We start from the raw sequence: 19,974 nt of genomic DNA on the forward strand, positions 1-19,974 counted from the left end.
CTATCGAAAAATGAATCTACGCTAGGAGGCTTTACGTTGATAAGAAAAAATTCGATAATGTTCGCATTGCTCATGGTATTAGCGGGACAGTAGTGATGAACGGTCATCGATTAGATGTTCCCGGAGATACGTTCGATTTTCGCCATCAATAAAATAAGTCCAACTCCCGAACAAAATAGTCCCACATGGGCTGGGAAATTGGATGACATCACCGCCACAACCTAGAAAATAACCCTATTTGAGTTCACCTTCCAACCCCAACACCCAAACGCTAAAACCCGTTATCTTAACCAGCGACATTCATCCATGCAACTAAATATTCTGCCGAAAAGCCGGGATGAATCGCTCATAAATGGCTTCTATGGTTCATCAGCGCGTCTGGTTGAGCACTTTTATCAACGCGGTATCCATAAATGAAAAAAATTCGTGTCCAAATCGAAACATCATATACATACTGAACACGCTCATAAGGAAATATAAGTAACAAACGATGATTATTTCCGCTGGCAAAAAACGAAAGGGGATACGATGAGAAATTGAGAAATATTGCCGCTTTATTTTCATTACTGATGCCTGGATTTGGGCAAATATATAATGGTCAATTCATGAAGGGTTTCTTCTTTGTCATTGTGGAACACTTTGATAATGCATTCGGACATATAAACGAAGCCATTCACCTTGATTTTAACGGATTACATCAACAGGCGGTCGAAGCGACCAATTTTGGATACATGTTATTTTACCCTGGATTTTATGCTTATTGCGTATGGGACGCATGGTATCACGCAAAACCGAATGGGGACAAGACAAAAACCGCCATTCCTTTTATTATTGGAGGTTTTCTGGGAGAGATGGGCGCAATATTTGCAAACCGGCTGCCGATACCTACTCTAACCGTCGCAATGTTAATGATCATTCCGATGATTTGCGGCATGATCGTATTTAGAGATCAATAAGCGCGTCTTTTGTCTATTTGTGCCACGAGTTAGTGAAACAACCAAATCAGTGCTTAAGCAACATTTTCATGTATTCAGAAATATTTCATTTTCTCCTGGACATACTAAACGATATGCAAATCAATCATAGGAGATGGATGAATCCATGGACAGAATCCTTTTGTGGGCATTGCTGATGATTGGCATTGTCTTATTTTGTTTTAGTCTGAGAAAACCGCTAATCAAAGACACGGTTTTAGTGTTCTTATTGAAAGCCTATTTTTCCTCATTTTTTGGCGTTATTGTTGTAGGAGAAAACTTGGTTGAATACCCTGTAAGGTTTTTAGGTCAATATTTCGAAACGAGCATTCTTTTTGAATACTTTCTGTATCCTATCATGTGTGTTTATTTTTATCAAACCTCTTATCATTCCAGCTTTCTAGGCATTATTGTGCAATGCGCATTATATACCGCCGCTTTAACGGCCCTTGAGGTTCTTTGTGAAAAGTATACGAATTTAGTTGAGTACCATGGATGGACGGGGATGTATTCGTTTATAACCATCTTTATCCTCTCGTTTTTCGTGCGTATGCTGATGACGCTAATCAACAAAAGGGAACAGTCATCAAGCTAGTGTTCATGACAGCTTCTTTAATGGCAGCTACATCACTTAAACCGATTTCTACCTAGCACCACTCAACACATAAAGGGCTCCTTTCTAACGAAGATGGTACACCCACCTATTCATTGCCAGAAAGGAGTCCTTTCATTTCTAAGGATTCACTGCTAAAAAGAGCCAAACGTTAGGTTACCGCCTTCAATTTAAGAGCTAGCTCTGTTCCGCTTGCCTCGGATGCCTTTACCTTAATGCGTTCGTATTTCGGAACCTTTCTCCATATACATCAACACATTGACCGCGTTCTTTCGATTCAGCTTTTTATCATGAACGAGAGTGAAGACCTTCACTTTCACCAAGGGGGAAGTGAGGGGAAATCAATCCGCTGTTTTCTATTTTTCATGGCCAATCATCGAAAACAAGTCTAACTTTTCTTTCTTTTGCTATACATATACTAGAACTACCAAAATGGAGGCGCGGTAAACGATGGTACTGTACGATGTAAAAAATAGACTGTATTACAAAGCGATCAATTCCAGCAGGCCGAAAATGACCAATTTCCGCCAAGGACGTTCATGGGGCTACGTCTGGAAAACGGTGAACGGGGAACGGGTTAAGTTTTGGTTTGACTTTGCAAAAGGGCTATATATGTATTTTCAATACGGCCGCAAGTGGTATCGCGTACGATATTTGCAGTCGAATGATAAAAAGACGAATGAAGATATTTTCAATGGGGTGCTGATTGATTTAAGCATCGATGGGCAGGAGTTGAAACTATTGAAAGGAAATGTTGAAAAATATGAGAAGCAAGCGATATGACGCCAGTTGCAATAATAAGGTGGCAAAGAGGGACGGAGACCTCCTCGCCACCTTCCTTTTTTGCTTTACGCCCACCACATATTTGGCAATTCCTCTTTGAAAAGCAGCTTTTTCAGCAAATCAATCGCCTTCGATAAAAACTTTTGCCAACGAAGTGCTAATAATTGGATCGTCGACAGGCATAAGCGGCGGCTGGTGAAAGACAGTGTCGAAACGTGCAAAAAGCGGGCAATATAAATCCTGGATCACGCATGATCCAGGATCGCTTTGTTACACTTCAATCGAATTTCCTTCTTCCACAACATGATAAAGAAGATGGGCCAAATGGTGAATTGGACCGTATTCTTCTTCGTCGCTTTCCTCATCTCCAAATTCAAGATCATTTAAGTAAAGTGCGATGAATTCGTAAAAATCTTTCAGCTCAAATCCGTAGCACGCGCTTGGGTCCTCGTTATCCTCTTCGTACTGCAAGACGAGATACGAAACGTTTCCCTCTGCGTCCTCGGCGTCAAAAAAGACAAAATAGCCGATGTTCGTATCCAAATCAAATAAATGTCTTACCCCGCCTTCTGTCACTTTTTCAAAGTCTTGTTCGTTTAACTTTTGAACAGTCATGTTTTCCATTTGATCTTCGCGATGAAATTGCACAGTAAATGATTTCATTCTTTGTTTCCTCCTTTTTAAAAGATGCTTAAGGAATATGTTTTTGATAGCAGCTCTAACAATTTCATACCGGTGATGCTGTTGCCTTTCTCATCCAATGCCGGACCGAAAATGCCGATGCCGCACCGCCCCGGCACAGCGGCGAGGATGCCGCCTGAGACTCCGCTTTTAGCCGGAATGCCGATTTTAATCGCAAATTCGCCGGAGGCGTTGTACATGCCGCACGTGACCATAAACGTTTTGCAAATGCGAGCGACATCAAGCGGCATAATTTGTTCCTCTGTGAGCGGGTCGCGCCCGTCCATCGCGAACACAAGGCCGATGCGCGCTAGGTCGACGCACGTCATTTCGATCGCGCATTGTTTCGTGTAAAGGTCCATCAGCTCTTCGACATCTTCATTGATAATACCATGCTGCTTGAGAAAATAACATAATGAACGATTCAAATACGCTGTTTCAAATTCGGACTGGGCCACTTCTTCCGAATATGAAATCGTCGGATTTCCCGCCAGCTTCCGGACAAACTGCAAAAGCCGCTCGAACCGCTCCTCGACCGAAGCGCCGACAATCATATGCGTCACCGCGAGCGCACCGGCGTTGATCATTGGATTGAGTGGCTTTGCCGGCTGCACTTCTTCAAGTTTGGCGATGGAATTGAACGGATCTCCCGTCGGCTCCATTCCTACTTTTTTGAACACTTCTTTTTCCCCGCGGTCCATTAGGACAAGGGCGAGGGCAATAATTTTCGAAATGCTTTGCAGCGTCACTTTATGAGTCGTATCCCCCGCGTCGATGACATTGCCGTCGGGCGTGCAAATAGCGATCGACAAATCGTTTGGATTCGCCTTGCCAAGGGCGGGAATGTAATTAGCGACTTTGCCATGGCGCGCATACTGTTTTGCTTGTTCGACAAATTGTTCTAATTCCGATTTTGTGTACATCCGCCATCACCTGTTGTTAGTATGGCCGGCAAAATGTTCAATATGTAAAAAAACCGCCAAACATTGTCTGTTTAGCGGTTTGATTGACGATTGTTCTGGACTTTCATGTCTGGTCTTTTTTCCAAATCATAAATCATTTTATGAATAACATCATTGATGAGCAACATTTTCTCACGCTCCTCTGTCTTGTTTGTATTGATTATAGAAAATCAAACAACATCCGACATCGGAGCGCGGGTGTAACTTTGATCGACTATTCGTATGACCATCCTATCAGTCCAAAGTTGTAGGAATAAACAGGGAAAGTCAACTTCCCCGCCTCAATGTTATGAGAAAGGGAATGCGTCGAGGGGGGCATTTTAACATATTTACCGAGAAGTCTCCCACCTCTAAACAGAGTGTAGGTGGGAGAGGTTCATACGATCAATCCCATTTCTCTTCCTACTTTCGCAATCCGCTCCAGCGCCCAGTCTAATTCTTCCTTCGTCAAAGAGGAAGAAAGAGAGAAGCGAATGCGGGACGTACCTTCGGGAACGGTTGGCGGCCGAATCGCTACCGCGGCGATTCCGTGTTCCTGAAGCCGCTCGCTCATTTGAACCGTTTGCTCATTCGAGCCAATGATGATCGGAACGATGTGTGTCGTGCTTTTTCCAATATTAAATCCTAACTTTTGGAGCTCAGTGCGGAAATAATGACTATGATCTTGCAACGTTTGCCTTCTTACATGTTCTTTTTGAACAATCTCCATCGATTTTTCAATTGCACCAAGAACAGCTGGAGGCAAAGCGGTCGTAAAAATAAAGCTGCGCATTGTATTCATCAAGTAATCAATGAGCCACTGTTCTCCCGTGACATAAGCTCCAAAACATCCTAGCGCCTTGCTGAAGGTGCCCATTTGGATGTCGACCTCGTCTTGCAAATGAAGATGGTGAACGAGACCTTCTCCTCTTTCTCCATAAATGCCGCTGCTATGCGCTTCATCGACCATCAGTATGGTATTGTAACGTTTTTTCAACGTCACTAATCCTTCTAAAAGTGCCATGTCTCCATCCATGCTGAAAATCGAATCGGTGACAATCAATTTTCGTTTATGCGGAGATGCTTGTTTTAACAATGACTCTAAATGATCGAGGTCGTTATGATAATAACGATACCGTTCTGCCCCGCTTAGTCTGATGCCATCAATAATGCTGGCATGATTGAGCCAGTCGCTAAACACAATATCATCGCGGCCGATCAGGGACGTGATGATGCCTAGATTAGCTGTATATCCACTATTGAAAATGAGCGCTGCTTCTGCCTTTTTCCATTTTTTTAACGCTTCTTCGGCTCTCGTATATAGTTCATAATTGCCGACAATAAGACGCGAAGCGGTGGCTCCCGCTCCGTATGTACGCATTGCTTGACATCCCGCTTCGATCAATCGTTCGTCGCCCGCTAGTCCTAAATAATTATTCGATGCTAAATTTAACATCTTTTGTCCGTTCATGACGATCCACGCGCCGTCCGAAGAGGATACATTTTTCAACATGCGCTTTTGTGTTTTTTGTTCTAATTGATGAAGTACGGATTGAATATGATTTTTCATCCTCATCCCCCAATTGTTAACTAAAAAAATTATTTTGTTTACATTATAACTACATATCTTGAATCTACACAATATTTCGCAATATTTTTGCCTCGGAAAATCAACGTAGCTTAGCAAATAATTTTCTTTTTTAATTGTTTATTTAGAACAATGTTTATTAAAAAAGAAATAGACGATGTCTTTTTTACATCGCCTATTTTGTACTAGAAAAAAAATATAGCAGTTCATAACATGTTATTTAATCTGACCATTTTATCCATAACGTATGCATATTGCTGTCATGCCAGTATCTTCGTTTTCTGCGAGGGCGGAAGCAGCTCGTGCGGTGTGAGCTGTGCTTGCGGCCTGAGCTGTGCTTGCGGCCCGAGCTGTGCTTACGGCCTGAGCTGTGCTTATGGCCTGAGCTGTGCTTATGGCCTGAGCTGTGCTTACGGCCTGAGCTGTGTTTACGGCCTACCGGCTCTTGATATAAAAAGTCCTCTAAGCCCTCCGTCTCAAGTTCTTTAACAGCCTTTTGAATGTCATCTTGAGTATAAACGCTCATTTTTTGACCTCCTAATATATGTCATTTTCGGAAAGATAGAGTAAGGATAATTGGTGGTCATCTATCTTTGCCTATAAACAATGTACGTTGTGCGACTATATGTTGCTTAGACACTTGTCTGTTTTTCACAAAAATGGATAAATGCCTAGAGTAACAAGCGCCTTACCATTCACATAGGATTTATTGAACATGATCAGAAAGGAGGCGATGGATAATAGATGCCAACTAGTCAGCTGCCTCTGTTTGCGATTTATATCCACCCTGATGATTTGCGGGAGCTGCGCCGCGATATTTGGAACGATGAACTTGTTCCTGCCACGCTTACATTTCATCAGAAAAAATTTCATATCGATATAAGCTATCGCGGCTCACATATTCGAAAATTTAAGAAAAAATCCTATTTTATCTCGTTTTATAAACCTTATTTCTTTCATGGAGTTCATGAACTTCACTTGAACGCGGAATATAAAGACCCTTCTCTCATGAGAAATAAACTTTCCCTCGATTTTTTCTCGGCACTTGGCGTCCTTTCGCCTTCCTCTCAACACATTCTTTTATCCATCAATGGAAAACATGAGGGAATTTATCTTCAATTAGAATCGGTGGATGAATTTTTCTTAAAAAAACGTCAATTGCCAATAGGGCCCATTTTTTACGCGGTTGATGATGACGCTAATTTTTCGCTGATTAGTTCGTTTGACAAGGCTCCTAAAACGTCTTTAGATGCAGGCTATGAAAGGAAGCTGGGAACTCTAGAGGATCACCGATATCTGGAGGAATTCATTTTCAAATTAAATACAACACCAAAATATGAGTATGAATCTGTCATATCAAAGATTTTGGACGTAAATAAATATTTGCGCTGGCTCGCAGGAGTTGTTTGCACGCAAAATTTTGACGGCTTCGTTCACAATTACGCGCTATATCGCAATCCAGACTCCGGTCTATTCGAAATCATTCCGTGGGATTTTGACGCTACTTGGGGAAGGGATATTAATGGAAAACCAATGGATTATGATTACGTACGTATCAAAGGATTTAATACGTTAACAGCTCGATTATTAGATATAGAAAGCTTCCGAAAAATGTATTATGACATCATGAAACATACATTAGATCATGAATTCACGGTGGAGTTTATGAAGCCAAAAGTGGAGGAACTTTATCAGCAATTGCGGCCACATGTCCCCGATGATCCGTATATAAATGACCGTATTGAACAATTTGATGATGAGCCCGAATGGATTTACGAGTTCATCGAAAAACGAAACGCTTATTTAAAAAGCCAGTTATCCACCCTCCTATAAGATAGGCTAAAGTGGAATTTTTTCATGTTGGGCGATTGTTGGATAACTTTTGGTTAATAGGATACGTATATATGCATTACGAATAACCATTATGGATAAATAACAAGGAGGAACAAATGTATGATAAGAAAACAAATGGATAGTCAGACAGTGGATTCAAATGCTTATCTAAAATCGTTAGTGGGCAAAAAAGTAAAAGTATACAGAGGGGGACCAGAATCTTGTGAAGGTAGGCTTTTAGATGTTCAGTCCGATTATGTTGCACTAATGCCAGAGAAATCAAACAACAATAAAAACAACAACGCAAACAACAATGCAAAAAACGACAACGCAATTATTTACTATAACTTAAAACATGTCCAAAGCATTAGTGAAAATTTAAAAGCTAACTCTATTGAATCTAACTTAAAACATGTTCAAAGCATCGTCGAAAGCATCAGTGAAAATATTTATAATAACTTAAGACAGGTCCAAAGCATTAGTGAAAATTTAATCGCTAACTTAAAACATATCCAAAGCATCGATAAAAATTCAACTAACTCTGTTGAATCTACCTTAAAACTTGCCCAAAACATCACTGAAAATACAAATGCTAACTCTGTTGAATGGTCGATCGATTTTGATAACCATCCAGAATTGGTGTCAGCGAATAATTTCACAGAACTATTAAAAAATTTGATCGGCAGCATGGTCAAGGTGAATCAAGGTGGTCCTGAATCTAAAAAAGGAATCGTGCTCCTTGTTGCTGGTGATTATATGGGTCTCTTAACAGAAGACGACGGCATTGTATTTTACAATACAACTCACATCAAAAGTGTAAGCGTGCAAAATAGAAGTCAAAATATCGATCAAAATATTGATCAAAGCACGCCTCTCAGCAATTCCCCTATCCTTAATGAATATTTTGATGACATCCGTGCACAAAATTTCTATGAGTTATTTGATTACTTTGCTTATAAATGGGTCTCTATTAACCGCGGCGGTCCTGAAGCGGCAGAAGGAATTCTTGTGCAAGAAGAAGGAGAACATTATACGTTAGTGAACAATGATGAAGTCATTCGGATTTACCCTTATCACATTAAAAGCATTAGTATTGGTACAAAAGGCTTTCTCAAACAACAACAGAAGCAGCAACAAAATAATGAAAATGCTGAAAATGAGAGCAACAAAGATGAGAATATGACAAACAAAGCAGAAGATAACAAAACAGCGGACAAAGAACAGCGGACAAAAGTAGAATATGAAATAAAATATGACAGAACAGCCGACAGAGAACAGCATACAAGTCAAAAAAGCTCTTCACAGGAAACAGTCGTTGTAGAAGTTGACAGAACAGCCGACAGAGAACAGCGTGCAAAAGCAGAAGACGACAGAACATCAGACAGAGAACAGCGGACAAAAGTAGAAAAAGTAGAATATGAAGTAAAATATGACAGAACATCGGGCAGAGAACAGCTTACAAGTCAAAGAAGCTCTCCAAAAGAAAAAATCGTTAAGGAAACAATCGTTAAAACGATTGATTATATCTGGGATCCGAAACGGTAAAACGTTTCCTATTCTCTACAAATGGATAAAAAATCATCATTTCTCGCCATCAGCTCCTTTTGAATCGCTTGTCCATCATTTTGCCCCTATATTTCGTAAGAGATTGAAAAATAGTTATACGTCCCTTGCAGCATGTATAAATATTGCCATTGTAATACCGATTGCCAGTCATTCTTCGATGCTGACACGAAGATCATTTTTCTAGTAGATGCACAAGTTAAACTAATTTGTGCATCTACTACTTGACTTCATTCTGTTGAAAGGAGGGAGAAAATGAACAACTTACATTCTTTAATCGGAAAGCAAGTAGAACTGGAAGTCTCAGGAAAGGTAATGTTGACAGGAATACTAGTCGATGTAGGATTAGATATTATTGTGATTTATAACGGAAAAGAATATTTATATATTCCTCATTTGCACATTCACAACATCAGAGTATCTACGAAGCCACAGACGGAATTATGGAATGTGACCCCTGAATTACCTTTTGATGAAAATGACACGATTTCTTATCGGAAAACATTAATCAACGCGAAGGGGCGCTTTGTCCAAATTTATGTGACAGGAAATAAATCGATCCATGGCTATGTTACGGCTATTTTAAATGATTACTTCGTTTTCTATTCACCAGTGTATAAGACGATGTTTATTTCTCTAAACCATCTGAAATGGCTAACCCCTTATCAGACAAACATTACTCCATACACGCTAAGCAATGAAGTGCTGCCAGTGAAACCAACCAACATTCCGCTACAAAGGTCGTTAGAAGAACAATTAAAAAAATTTGAAGGACAGTTAGTCGTATTTGATTTAGGGGATAATCCAATGAAAATTGGGTTGCTTAAGCAAGTACAAAACAACATCATTGAACTTGTAACAGCTAGTGGGGAATCCATATTTTGGAAACTAATGCATGTAAAGACGGTTCATCTTCCTTAATGAATTAAATCAACTTCCCTCTCTGTAATGGTAAAAGCTTCATGTACAGGAGGGAAGTTATTTTCGTGCAAGTATGAATGACATACGTGTGAAAATTCCGTGGCTAACTACCTTCAACCTATCTTTTTCGACAAAAACTCAATCCGATTGTGGAATGGATCGCGAAACGAAAACCGCTTCACCCCTGGGATCGGTTTTTCGTCTTTGGTCGGAACGCCATTTTCTTCTAGGTAGCGGCGCACTTCATCGATGTTTTCGACTTCAAATGCAGGGTGGCTTTTGCTGTTGTAACCGTCGCGGTCTTCGACGCCGATATGAAGCTCGATATCGCCGACTTGATACCAAAGACCGCCGTTCGCTTTTAACGAGTCCGGCTTTTCGATTTCCGTAAAGCCGAGCAAATCAGTGTAAAAGGCGCGAGCCTCATCCTTGGCGCCGAAAGGAATGCAAATTTGCACATGGTCTAATCGTTTGACGTGAATCTTCATCCTTCTCCCCCGCTCTCAAATGTTTCTTTCATGCGACGCGTAAATAGAAACGCCGCGACGGCGAATAAAAAGACCACCGCTTCGATCAGCCAAACATTCGTGACAACGCCCGCTTGGTATAGCGCAGGCGCGATGTCCATCAAGGCGTGCAGCAAAATCGCATAGATGACATAACGGAAATTCCGTTTGCGCACGCTTATTTCCATACCTTCATTCGCTCCGCCAATGTCGACGTATGCAATTCCAATTGCGTACCGTCCGAATCAAGAAAGTTGACCGAAAGACCGCGGCCGCGGCGGGTCGGTTCCCGGACAATCGTCACATCGTTCGCTTTTAGTTGTTCGACCGCTTCTGCAAAATCCTGTTCATCGATAAAAAACGCCACATGGTCCACGCCGATCTGCGGACGCTGCTCTGCCATGTCCGGACGCTCTTGCAGGCAAATCCACGCGCTTCCCCATTCTAAGTAGGCATCCTTCCGTCCACGATGAACGAGCTCCATCCCTAATACATCCACATAAAAACGAAGCGAACGAGCCAAATCCTTCACATTGATGGTCACATGGCTAAAACCTTGAACGTTCATACGTTCATTCTCCTAGCTTTATAGATTCCTTGTTCCAAATTGTTGATATCTACTTATTTATCCTTATGATACCATAAAAGGAAAAAAAGAGCGAGTGATTCCCGCTCTTAAACTGGCAAAAAGACGATGCAGATCAGGAGGCTGTTTGACCAATGTTGGGTTTATACATGGAAACCAAAAACGAACCTCATATCTAGAAAATGCAGCCATGCGCGTTTATCATTTCTTTTAAAATCCTGTCGGCCACGCGGCAAGCAGGCGTTCGCTTTTCTCTCGTTTCGACGTCAGCAAAAACTCCAGCATCTGGCAAAGAAATTTTCTCGTTTCTGCCGGATTGATCACGTCATCAATGAGATGTTTACCGGCTGCTTTATAAGGGGAGCTGTCAAACGACCAATGTTTTAACAGCTCTTGGCGCAGCTCTTTGCGGTTTTCCGCCTTTTCGAGCTCACGGCCGTAGACGACGTTAATGCCGACTTCCGGGCCGGTGAAATTGATTTCCGCACTCGGCCAAGCGACAATGACATCCGCGCCCATTCCCGGCCCGCACATATTTCCGTAAGCAGCGCCGATGCTTTTGCGAATGACGATGGAGATTTTCGGAACAGTCGACAACGCCAGCGCCTGGTTCCAAACCATGATTTTCGTCGCCATTTTCGCTTTTTCCGCTTCTGTGCTGATGCGGAAGCCCGGCGTATCGTGTAAAAAAATTAATGGAATATGATACGAATCGCATAGGCAAATGAATTCCGTCGCCTTTTGACATTCTTGCGGACCCGGCGCACCGGCGTACTGGTTCGGCTGATTGGCAATGATGCCGACGACATGTCCGTTCATATGGGCCAATGCCGTTATCAAAGCCTTGCCAAACTTTTTCTGATACTCAAAGAACTGGCCGTCATCGACAAGACAGGCGATCATTTTGCGCATATCATAGACGCGGCTGCTTTTTTCTGGCAAAATCGCAAATACTTCGTCCACCATTCGGTATGGATCGTCGTTCGTTTTTCTCATCGGCGGACGTTCATTTCCGTTTTGCGGCATATAGGCAAAAAACGTTTTTAGTTGCTTGATGCACTCTTCTTCTGTCTCGCCGTCGGCGTCAATTTGCCCCGTATATTGGTAATGCACGTCCACACCGCCTAATTCTTCCGGCGTCACCCGCTGCCCGTTCGCCAGCTCAAGCATTCTTGGCCCAGCGATCGCCATGCAAGTTCCTTTCAGCTGGGTGACAAAATCGCAGCTTACCGCAGTCCATGTTGGTCCACCGTAACTATCGCCTAAAATCGCAGCCATCGTCGGCACTTGGCGGTGATGGGTAAGCAGCTCGCGTGGAAACAGTTTCTCGCTAATCCCGTCTGATCCCATTCCGTCCGGCATCCGCAGTCCGCCGCCTTCATGCAGGAAAAACATCGGCAGGCCATTACGTACGGCAAACTCATGCATTTTCCTTGACTTGCGGATATGCACGTTTCCTTCCGTCCCCGCCAATACCGTTTTATCCCCTGCTACAATGACGGCAGCGCGGCCGTTCACTTTACCGATTCCGGCGACAAGGCCGTCTCCGTAGCTTTTTTCCTCCATTCCGCTTTGATCCGATGTATTGAGCTGGCCAAACTCGACGAACGTCCCTGCATCGACCAACATGGCAATCCGCTCTCTTGCCGTCAACAATCCTTTTTCGTGCTGCCTGTTGATTTTATCCATGCCACCGCCAAGCAACGCCCGTTCTTTTCTTGCCAGCAGTTCTTCCGTCAATTGGCGAAGATCGCTCATGTTATCTCTCCTGTTCTTTCCTCAACAATTTGCGCAGTACTTTTCCCGATGGCGTCGTTGGCAATTGCTCGATCAGTTCGACATAGCGCGGGTATTTGAAGGCGGCCATATGCGCTTTCGCCCACTCAATAATGTCCTGCGCGCCAATCTTTCCTTTATAATCTTCTTTGATGACAACAAACGCCTTCGGCACTTCCCCTTTGACCGGATCGGGCACGCCAATGACCGCGCACTGCTTGATAGCGGGATGTTTGTTCAACAGCGCTTCTACGTCTTCCGGAAAGACGCTGTAGCCGGAAACTTTGATCATTTCTTTGAGGCGCCCTTGGAAAAATAAATAGCCGTCTTCATCCAAATAGCCAATATCTCCGGTATACACCCATCCGTCTCTCAACGTTTCATTCGTCGCGTCTTCGCGGCGGAAATAGCCTTTAAACACACCAGGGTTTTTGACGACGATTTCCCCCGATCTTTCGGGACCAAGATCCACCTTCGTTTCCGGGTCGACGATACGAATTTCCGTATCATACGTTGGAATGCCGCACGAACCGAATTTCACTTTTTCCTCCGGCATAAACGTATCGCACGTATGCGTTTCGCTTAAGCCATAAGCCGCTTCGTACAGCAGGCAGCCGCCTGTCGCCCGCGCCCATTTCTCAGCTAACTCTTTTGTCACTTGCAAGCCGAAACTCGTCACTAAATTGCGCTTTAAGCTCGATAAATCGCAGCGGCCGCTTTCCGCCGCCTGCAAAATCGCGACGTTCATCGGTGCGATGCTGTACCACGCGGTAATTCGATATTTCTCGATCGCTTTTATCGTCGCGAGCGGGTCAAACCGCGTAAACAATACGCATGGATTTCCCGTATATACAGGGGTATTTAATCCCATCACCATCCCGGCGATATGACACAGCGGCGAGTGCGCCATCAGCCGCTCTTTTTCCGTCAGCCGATTCGCCTGCGCTGAAGCGGCAGTTTTAAACAACGCGTTTCCATACGTCAGCATCGCCCCTTTTGGCCGCCCCGTCGTTCCGGACGTGAAAATGATCAGCCCGACATCGTTCCATAAATCTAGTGGTGCGGCATCTTCATATGGAGAATAGGTGTCCATGATGGAAGCAAAATCATCGGCGCCGTCACAGCGTTGTTTCGGCTGCAGCAGCTCCTCGCAAAGCGGGATATCGCCGTCTTTAGCCGCATAATCGCCGTAATGACAAGTGACGATGAAGGACAGCGGAGAGGTTTGCTGCTCGGCGTTCTTGACGCGCGCAAATCCTTCTTCTCCGGCAACAATTCCCGTTAACGGCACTTCGGCAAAGAAATAAGCCAGCTCCGACTCGCGGTACATTGGATTGAGCGGAACGACAATGCCGCCGAGCTGCTGAATGGCAAAGTGGGCAATGACATACTGTGGGCAGTTTTGCATGTAAAGCGCGACATAGCTTCCTTTTTCCACTCCTTTTTCTTGCAAATAGCGAGCGAAGCGGTGGACATGATCAAGTAGCATTCCCCACGTGATCGTACGGTCGTAAAAAATATAAGCAGGATCATTTGCCTGATGTAGGCCGCGGTGGCGCAAATATTCATATAACGGTTTTTCACCTAGCAAATAACGCAATTGCTTTGGCAAGCTGCCCGGCCAGTAAAAATGCGTTTTCTCCATCTTCCCACCATCCTTTTAAAATTCTAACCAGTCAGTATGTTGTGGTAACAAAAAAATCGTAAGCGTTTACAAAATTTCAGTTAAACATTCCATTTGTTCATCACCGCCGCTCGCATGTTTTTTCACTTTTTATACAAATTAACATTCTGAATATTTCGTCTATATCATAACCGATTTATGTTTTATAATCAATGAAATTATCTATTGGTTTATATTAAATCATTGATTTTAAGCCAATTTCGAGGCTTCGCCAATGCGTAAAACTAATAAAAATGTGTGTGAATGGCACAGTACCATGAGAACTCGATACCTTCTGGCTTTCCAGCGGTTGTTCAACTAACGGAGCAGTATCATTCAATAACAAATAATCAAACATTCGCGTAAAATGATTTAAGCCCAGTCAAACTGATAAAAAATCCTATATTATAAACTGAAGGCAAATAAATGGAGGTGTCATTAAATGAGCGCTGGAGGATTTGCAGGTGCTGGCTTTGCATTGATCGTCATCCTGTTCATCTTATTAATCCTTGTTGGCTGTGGTTGCTTTGGTGGTTTCGGGAGAGGATATGGCTGCGGTGGTTATGGACCAGGATTTGGATTCTGGTAATTCCCCCTTCTTATGAGGATTTGAGAATTGCTCAAATGCCTATTCCCGTTATTTGTTGAACTACAAGTGCCATGGTTGAACAAGGCACACAAAAAGACCGATGTATTTCGGTCTTTTTGTGTGGTCTAAAACCAACACCGGAATTTAACAGACCAATTAATAATCAAAAATGGCTGATCCGATTTTGGGGGCAGCCATTTTTGTCACAAAGAATAGGAAAATTGAGGTGTCCTAGTCATTCTGAATCATTTGGATTCACGATAGCAAAGTGGAAATGATCTTCCCACCTTCCGTTAATCTTCACGTTCTTCTTGGAAAGCCCCTCCTTATGGAATCCTGCCTTCTCCAAAACTCGAATCGATCCGATGTTATGTGGCATGACTCCTGCTTCGATTCTGTGTAACTTGAGAACCTCAAAGGCATAGTCAACGATCAGGCGCACTGCTTCAGTAGTATAGCCGTGTCCGTTGTGCGAGTGATCTAAATAATAGCCTAGCCAACATGTCTGTAAAGGACCACGCACCACTTCTGTCAACTCAATGATGCCAATCAGCTCATCAGTACCGACGAGGAAAATGCCGAATGTGTATTGCTCGTCTCTTTCCATCTTCGCCAAGCTGGTTTGGATTCGATTTAACTGATATTCCTCCGTATAGAACTCCTCGGTCCTATCTGGCGTATACCGTTGCCAAAATTCCCGGTTTCTACGGTGCATCTCTGTCAACGGACCCGCATCTGTATCCTTTAAAAATCGCAAATAGATTTTGTGTCCCACCAATTTCATCTTTTCTCATCCCTTCTTCTATATAAACATCTCAGGAATCTTGCAATGGATGGAGTATCTCGTCTCATGGAAATTGGCATAAGAAATGACACTTGAATTGGCATGTCATTGACACTCTCTATAAATTCTTTTCATCTTCTCATCTTCGAGATAGTTCAAACTTTCTCCTGCCAAAGTGAATGACTTTATTTGAAAAAGACAAATGGCGTGCCGAATCGATGGCCAATTCGCACGCCATTTTGTGTGTCAAATGCCTGTTTTGCACTCCAAAACGGAACCCGATGAACCTCTCCCTCCTTCACTCCGTTTAGAGGAAGGGAGACTTCTCGCGAAAAATGTTAAAAGAAGAGAGAAGGTCTTTTTTTAACAAGAAAAAAGTCCCCCTCGTTACGAGGTGGGAAGATGATTGATGCTTATTGGAATCTGCCACTGCTTAATTGTTGTTGAGCCATCGCAACCAAACGCTTCGTAATTTCTCCACCAACAGAGCCGTTTGCACGTGCTGTTGTGTCAGGCCCAAGATTTACACCAAACTCTTGAGCAATTTCATATTTCATTTGTTCTATTGCTGATTTTACTCCCGGAACTAAATGATTGTTATTACTTCTTGCCATTGTGTTTCCTCCTTTTTAGTAAGGTTGGTAATATTTTTAGATGAGGTAATCTTATTTATTCATAAGGGAGATAAGTAATTTTTTCCAATTACTATTTTTGAATGTGGAATGATCGCGAACTTCTTGTGAGCTGGTACTGCTTCCATTCCCCCTTTCACATCTTTAAGAGCTTTTTTAGCATCTCTACTTCCGCCTTCAGACGCTTGATTTTCGTTTCAGGATCTTCTAGACGAGTTCCTGGTCTTCCTCTGCCTGGTCCTTTTACCTTTTCTCGTTTTTCCTCTAGCCCTTTCATTCCTTCCTGTTCATAGCGTTTCACCCATCGACGTACCATGAAATCATCAATCCCTAATTCTTTCGCCACCGTTTTATAGCCCATGCCCTCTTTCAAATATAAATCCACAGCTTTCTTTTTAAACTTTACATCATATGTTTTTCGTATTTCCCCTATAGAAAAATCCCCTCCATAGTAGACAGATAATTGGCTTCCTTTTTCTGTCTACTATAAGGGGATCATATCAGTCCTTGCTCGAAGCCGATTCGTCCCATAGCTAAAGCCGATGGGATGAATCGGCTAGATTCTGTAACATAATACCAATGCCTATTATTCTAAAAATGTGCTGTCGATCATGGTAGTTTGTCCGTTTCTATGTCGAATTTTTTTCATACTATAAACCAAAGCTACAGCAACCATTTCATAACGAAACATCACCAATCATGGTCTGTAGCTAATATAAAAAGGAAAGGGGTGAGGAAGTGGCAACCTTTCTAATGTTCTTCCGTGAAGCTTTTGAAGCTTCGATGCTATGTTCGATTTTGGCTACCTATCTCATTTTAATCGGACAGCGTGATCGTATCCGGGACGTTTGGACAGGCGTATTCGCAGCAATCATTGCATCAATCATCGCTGGTGTTGCAATTTACTCGACGATTCAAAATTACGAAGGTACCCCCCTGGAATTGCAAATTGAAGGTATATCCTACTTGCTTGCGTCTGGTATGTTAACGTACATGGCAATCTCGATTAAAAAGAACGAAAATCTAGAAGAAGAACTCGAATCAAGGATAAATTCAGCAATCAAAACGGGATCGAAGTTTGCTATTGTAGGCTTTACCTTTTTGGCAGTGTTCCGAGAAGGACTTGAGATGGTCGTGTTTATGATTCCGTTAACGTCAATAACCAACCCGGTCCTAAATATAGTACTCGGTGTATTAGGGATTATAGTCGGGAGTGTAACTGGCTATTTAATCTATGCACTTGGGAAAAAGATCAATGTAGAATACTTCTTCAATCTCTCAACTTTTTTACTTGTCATATTTGCTGCAGGATTTTTAGTAAGTGGAATCGGAGAATTTCAGCAACTCGGATGGCTACCATTCGGTAATGAAACCTTATGGGATACAAGTTCCATCTTGAGCAGTGACAGTGCCGCCGGCCACCTGTTGCACGCATTAGTAGGCTACACCGATAAGCCAACAAGTTTACAAGTGATCGGTTATTTTGTTTATTTAGCCTTAATCGGAATTTTAGCAATAGTTCGGAAACGTTCATAACAAACAACTTGGCCGTTCGACTATACTTCATGTTCCTAGCTAATTGATCCATATGGAAGACAGATGATAAGAGAAGCGGTAATATTATGCATAAAAACGGGGATGATCGTCAGCGATCATCCCCGCTTACAGTTGAATATTTACTTCTGAAGCCGATAAGGAACTGTGGAGACAATCACATTTTTCTTATATAGAAGGTGCAATCTCAACAAAACGCTCGATTGGTTATGCAAAAAGTTATGCCAGCCCTTTTTCGGTATAAATTGAGGAATCAAAACCGTTACTGTATAGTTTCTTTCCTCTGCCTTGCTTTCAATGGTATCCACTAGCTTGGAAATTGGTGTGATCAGATCACGATAATGAGAAATGAGTGTAACAAGGCGAATATCCGGCCTCCACTTCTCCCACTTCTCTTCCATCCGGACCATGCTTTCCCGGTCAAATGCCACATATACCGCCAATACATAATCGCCAATGGCCTGGGCGTAATTTAAGGATTGCTCTACTACCTTTGTGATTCCCGCAACAGGTACAATGACGACATTTCCCTCTATTTTGTCTGGAATCTTATTGGGATTGACCCGCAGTTGTTCCGCCACCGCATCATAGTGCTTATGGATTTGATGAAAAATAAATACGATGATCGGAAGAAATACAAGCACAGACCATACTTGAGCAAATTTTGTAATAAAGAAAATGCACAGTACGGTTAGTGTTATGATCGCTCCCAGCAAGTTCGTAAGCAGCTTCGGGACCCACCCCGCTGGTTTTTCGCGCACCCATTTGACAATCATGCCTGTTTGGGACAACGTGAAAGGAATGAATACGCCAACCGCATACAAAGGAATGAGCTGTTCCGTTTGCCCTTTAAAAGCGATAATCAACAAAATGGAGGCAAAACCAAGCGTGATGATTCCGTTGGAATATCCTAAACGGTCACCGCGTATCAGATACATTCTTGGCATGTATTTATCGGATGCCATATTATAGGCCAGCAAAGGAAATGCAGAAAATCCCGTATTGGCCGCCAACACTAAAATAAGGGCAGTGGTTCCTTGGATAAAGTAATATATCACGCCTCTTCCAAACACCTCGGAAGCGAGCTGGGAAACAACCGTCTCTTCTGCTTTCGGAGCAATTCCATACCAGTATGCTAAAAAAGTGACTCCTGTAAATAAAACTGCGAGAATGAACCCCATCATCACTAACGTTTTGGCAGCATTTTTTGCCGCCGGCTCCTTAAAATTGGGAACGGCGTTGGAGATCGCTTCTACCCCTGTCAACGCAGAGCAGCCAGAGGCAAATGCCCGCAGCAACAAGAATAAGGTAATTCCAGGCACCGCAGTACCGATCGGTGTATGTAAAGTAGACGGTGCTTGTCCATTAATAATACGAAAAATCCCGACAATAATGAGAGTAACGAGCGCCAACACAAACAAATAAACGGGATAGGCCAAAACGGTAGCGGATTCGGTGACGCCTCTCAGATTAAGAATAGTGATCAACACAACCAGTGTGATAGCAATTCCAACTGTGTATGGATGTAAAGTGGGAAACGCCGATGTAATGGCATCTGTTCCCGCGGACACACTTACTGCCACGGTGAGAATATAGTCGACCAGTAAAGAGCCTCCGGCAATGAGACCCGGGTTTACACCCAAGTTCGTTTTAGAAACGACGTAAGCTCCGCCTCCATGCGGATAAGAGTAAATGATTTGGCGATACGATAAAATAAGTGCCACCAGTAGAATAAGAACGCCAATCGCAATAGGAATGGAATACCAAAATGCAATAGCTCCAATCGTTGCGAGAACCAGCAAAATCTGTTCCGTACCGTACGCAACCGAAGACAGAGCATCCGAAGATAAAACGGCTAATGCCTTTAATTTACTCAATTTTTGCTCTCCCAGTTCGGTTGATTTCAACGGTCTGCCGATTAAGAATCGTTTTAACGATGAAAACATATGTACACCACCAATATGCAGAATTTCAATAAAAAATATTA

Annotated in this window: 21 protein-coding genes; 8 read left to right on the top strand and 13 right to left on the bottom strand. The window is 42.8% G+C overall.

The window, feature by feature from the left end; translation table 11 throughout:
• Positions 1-536 precede the first annotated feature (536 nt).
• From AC1WMD_RS16015 to AC1WMD_RS16025, 3 genes are all read left to right on the top strand, one after another.
• Positions 537-956, top strand: a complete 420-nt coding sequence (locus tag AC1WMD_RS16015; protein ID WP_494257978.1) for a hypothetical protein — start codon at positions 537-539, stop codon at positions 954-956.
• Between the two features lie 145 nt (positions 957-1,101).
• Positions 1,102-1,569 carry a CBO0543 family protein gene (locus tag AC1WMD_RS16020; RefSeq protein WP_494257989.1) on the top strand — a complete coding sequence of 156 codons (468 nt, stop codon included), beginning with the start codon at positions 1,102-1,104 and terminating at the stop codon, positions 1,567-1,569.
• 468 nt (positions 1,570-2,037) lie between these two features.
• Positions 2,038-2,370 carry a hypothetical protein gene (locus tag AC1WMD_RS16025; RefSeq protein ID WP_043905177.1) on the top strand — a complete coding sequence of 111 codons (333 nt, stop codon included), beginning with the start codon at positions 2,038-2,040 and terminating at the stop codon, positions 2,368-2,370.
• 270 nt (positions 2,371-2,640) lie between these two features.
• Here AC1WMD_RS16025 and AC1WMD_RS16030 read toward each other — a convergent pair whose 3' ends face one another.
• From AC1WMD_RS16030 to AC1WMD_RS16045, 4 genes are all read right to left on the bottom strand, one after another.
• The gene (locus AC1WMD_RS16030) at positions 2,641-3,033 is read right to left on the bottom strand and encodes a hypothetical protein (protein ID WP_043905178.1); all 393 of its coding nucleotides are present in this window, start codon (positions 3,031-3,033) and stop codon (positions 2,641-2,643) included.
• 17 nt (positions 3,034-3,050) lie between these two features.
• The gene (gene glsA / locus AC1WMD_RS16035) at positions 3,051-3,974 is read right to left on the bottom strand and encodes a glutaminase A (protein ID WP_494257979.1); all 924 of its coding nucleotides are present in this window, start codon (positions 3,972-3,974) and stop codon (positions 3,051-3,053) included.
• A 415-nt stretch (positions 3,975-4,389) separates the two neighbouring features.
• Positions 4,390-5,562: an 8-amino-7-oxononanoate synthase gene (bioF, locus tag AC1WMD_RS16040; RefSeq protein ID WP_494257980.1), complete on the bottom strand. Its 1,173-nt coding sequence runs from the start codon at positions 5,560-5,562 to the stop codon at positions 4,390-4,392.
• A 238-nt stretch (positions 5,563-5,800) separates the two neighbouring features.
• Positions 5,801-6,106, bottom strand: coding sequence for a CotG/ExsB N-terminal domain-containing protein (locus tag AC1WMD_RS16045; protein ID WP_494257981.1), 306 nt, complete (start codon positions 6,104-6,106; stop codon positions 5,801-5,803).
• Between the two features lie 218 nt (positions 6,107-6,324).
• Here AC1WMD_RS16045 and AC1WMD_RS16050 point away from each other — a divergent pair, with 218 nt between their 5' ends.
• From AC1WMD_RS16050 to AC1WMD_RS16060, 3 genes are all read left to right on the top strand, one after another.
• Complete coding sequence (locus AC1WMD_RS16050; protein WP_494257982.1) at positions 6,325-7,413, top strand: CotH kinase family protein; 1,089 nt, start codon at positions 6,325-6,327, stop codon at positions 7,411-7,413.
• A gap of 120 nt (positions 7,414-7,533) precedes the next feature.
• Positions 7,534-8,958 (top strand): hypothetical protein, encoded by a 1,425-nt coding sequence (locus AC1WMD_RS16055; protein ID WP_494257983.1) that lies wholly within the window; start codon positions 7,534-7,536, stop codon positions 8,956-8,958.
• A gap of 273 nt (positions 8,959-9,231) precedes the next feature.
• Entirely contained in the window at positions 9,232-9,897 is a 666-nt protein-coding gene (locus AC1WMD_RS16060) for a YwrJ family protein (RefSeq protein ID WP_043905183.1), read from the top strand.
• 113 nt (positions 9,898-10,010) lie between these two features.
• Here the strand turns inward: AC1WMD_RS16060 and AC1WMD_RS16065 are convergent, their stop codons facing one another.
• From AC1WMD_RS16065 to AC1WMD_RS16085, 5 genes are all read right to left on the bottom strand, one after another.
• Entirely contained in the window at positions 10,011-10,385 is a 375-nt protein-coding gene (locus AC1WMD_RS16065) for a VOC family protein (RefSeq protein WP_494257984.1), read from the bottom strand.
• Complete coding sequence (locus AC1WMD_RS16070; RefSeq protein WP_043905185.1) at positions 10,382-10,591, bottom strand: YhfC family glutamic-type intramembrane protease; 210 nt, start codon at positions 10,589-10,591, stop codon at positions 10,382-10,384. Before AC1WMD_RS16070 ends, AC1WMD_RS16065 begins: the two co-directional genes overlap by 4 nt.
• On the bottom strand, positions 10,582-10,971 hold the full coding sequence (locus tag AC1WMD_RS16075; protein WP_043905186.1) for a VOC family protein: 390 nt from the start codon (positions 10,969-10,971) through the stop codon (positions 10,582-10,584). Before AC1WMD_RS16075 ends, AC1WMD_RS16070 begins: the two co-directional genes overlap by 10 nt.
• 228 nt (positions 10,972-11,199) lie before the next feature.
• Positions 11,200-12,747, bottom strand: coding sequence for an acyl-CoA carboxylase subunit beta (locus AC1WMD_RS16080; protein WP_043905187.1), 1,548 nt, complete (start codon positions 12,745-12,747; stop codon positions 11,200-11,202).
• A 1-nt stretch (position 12,748) separates the two neighbouring features.
• Positions 12,749-14,410, bottom strand: coding sequence for a class I adenylate-forming enzyme family protein (locus tag AC1WMD_RS16085; RefSeq protein ID WP_494257985.1), 1,662 nt, complete (start codon positions 14,408-14,410; stop codon positions 12,749-12,751).
• A gap of 460 nt (positions 14,411-14,870) precedes the next feature.
• Between AC1WMD_RS16085 and AC1WMD_RS16090 the strand changes: the two genes are divergently transcribed.
• Entirely contained in the window at positions 14,871-15,017 is a 147-nt protein-coding gene (locus AC1WMD_RS16090; RefSeq protein ID WP_088124178.1) for a YjcZ family sporulation protein, read from the top strand.
• A gap of 235 nt (positions 15,018-15,252) precedes the next feature.
• Here AC1WMD_RS16090 and AC1WMD_RS16095 read toward each other — a convergent pair whose 3' ends face one another.
• The 3 genes from AC1WMD_RS16095 to AC1WMD_RS16105 form a co-directional block, all read right to left on the bottom strand.
• On the bottom strand, positions 15,253-15,801 hold the full coding sequence (locus AC1WMD_RS16095; RefSeq protein ID WP_043905189.1) for a GNAT family N-acetyltransferase: 549 nt from the start codon (positions 15,799-15,801) through the stop codon (positions 15,253-15,255).
• A 413-nt stretch (positions 15,802-16,214) separates the two neighbouring features.
• On the bottom strand, positions 16,215-16,415 hold the full coding sequence (locus tag AC1WMD_RS16100) for an alpha/beta-type small acid-soluble spore protein (protein WP_043905190.1): 201 nt from the start codon (positions 16,413-16,415) through the stop codon (positions 16,215-16,217).
• 154 nt (positions 16,416-16,569) lie between these two features.
• A complete protein-coding gene (locus AC1WMD_RS16105; protein ID WP_043905191.1) occupies positions 16,570-16,866 on the bottom strand; it encodes a transposase in 297 nt (98 codons plus the stop codon).
• Positions 16,867-17,171: 305 nt separating this feature from the next.
• Here AC1WMD_RS16105 and AC1WMD_RS16110 point away from each other — a divergent pair, with 305 nt between their 5' ends.
• Complete coding sequence (locus tag AC1WMD_RS16110; RefSeq protein ID WP_494257986.1) at positions 17,172-17,969, top strand: FTR1 family iron permease; 798 nt, start codon at positions 17,172-17,174, stop codon at positions 17,967-17,969.
• Positions 17,970-18,109: 140 nt separating this feature from the next.
• Here AC1WMD_RS16110 and kimA read toward each other — a convergent pair whose 3' ends face one another.
• Positions 18,110-19,933, bottom strand: coding sequence for a potassium transporter KimA (gene kimA / locus AC1WMD_RS16115; protein WP_494257990.1), 1,824 nt, complete (start codon positions 19,931-19,933; stop codon positions 18,110-18,112).
• Between the last annotated feature and the right edge of the window lie 41 nt (positions 19,934-19,974).

This window comes from Parageobacillus sp. NEAU-HV-2 (assembly GCF_059115485.1).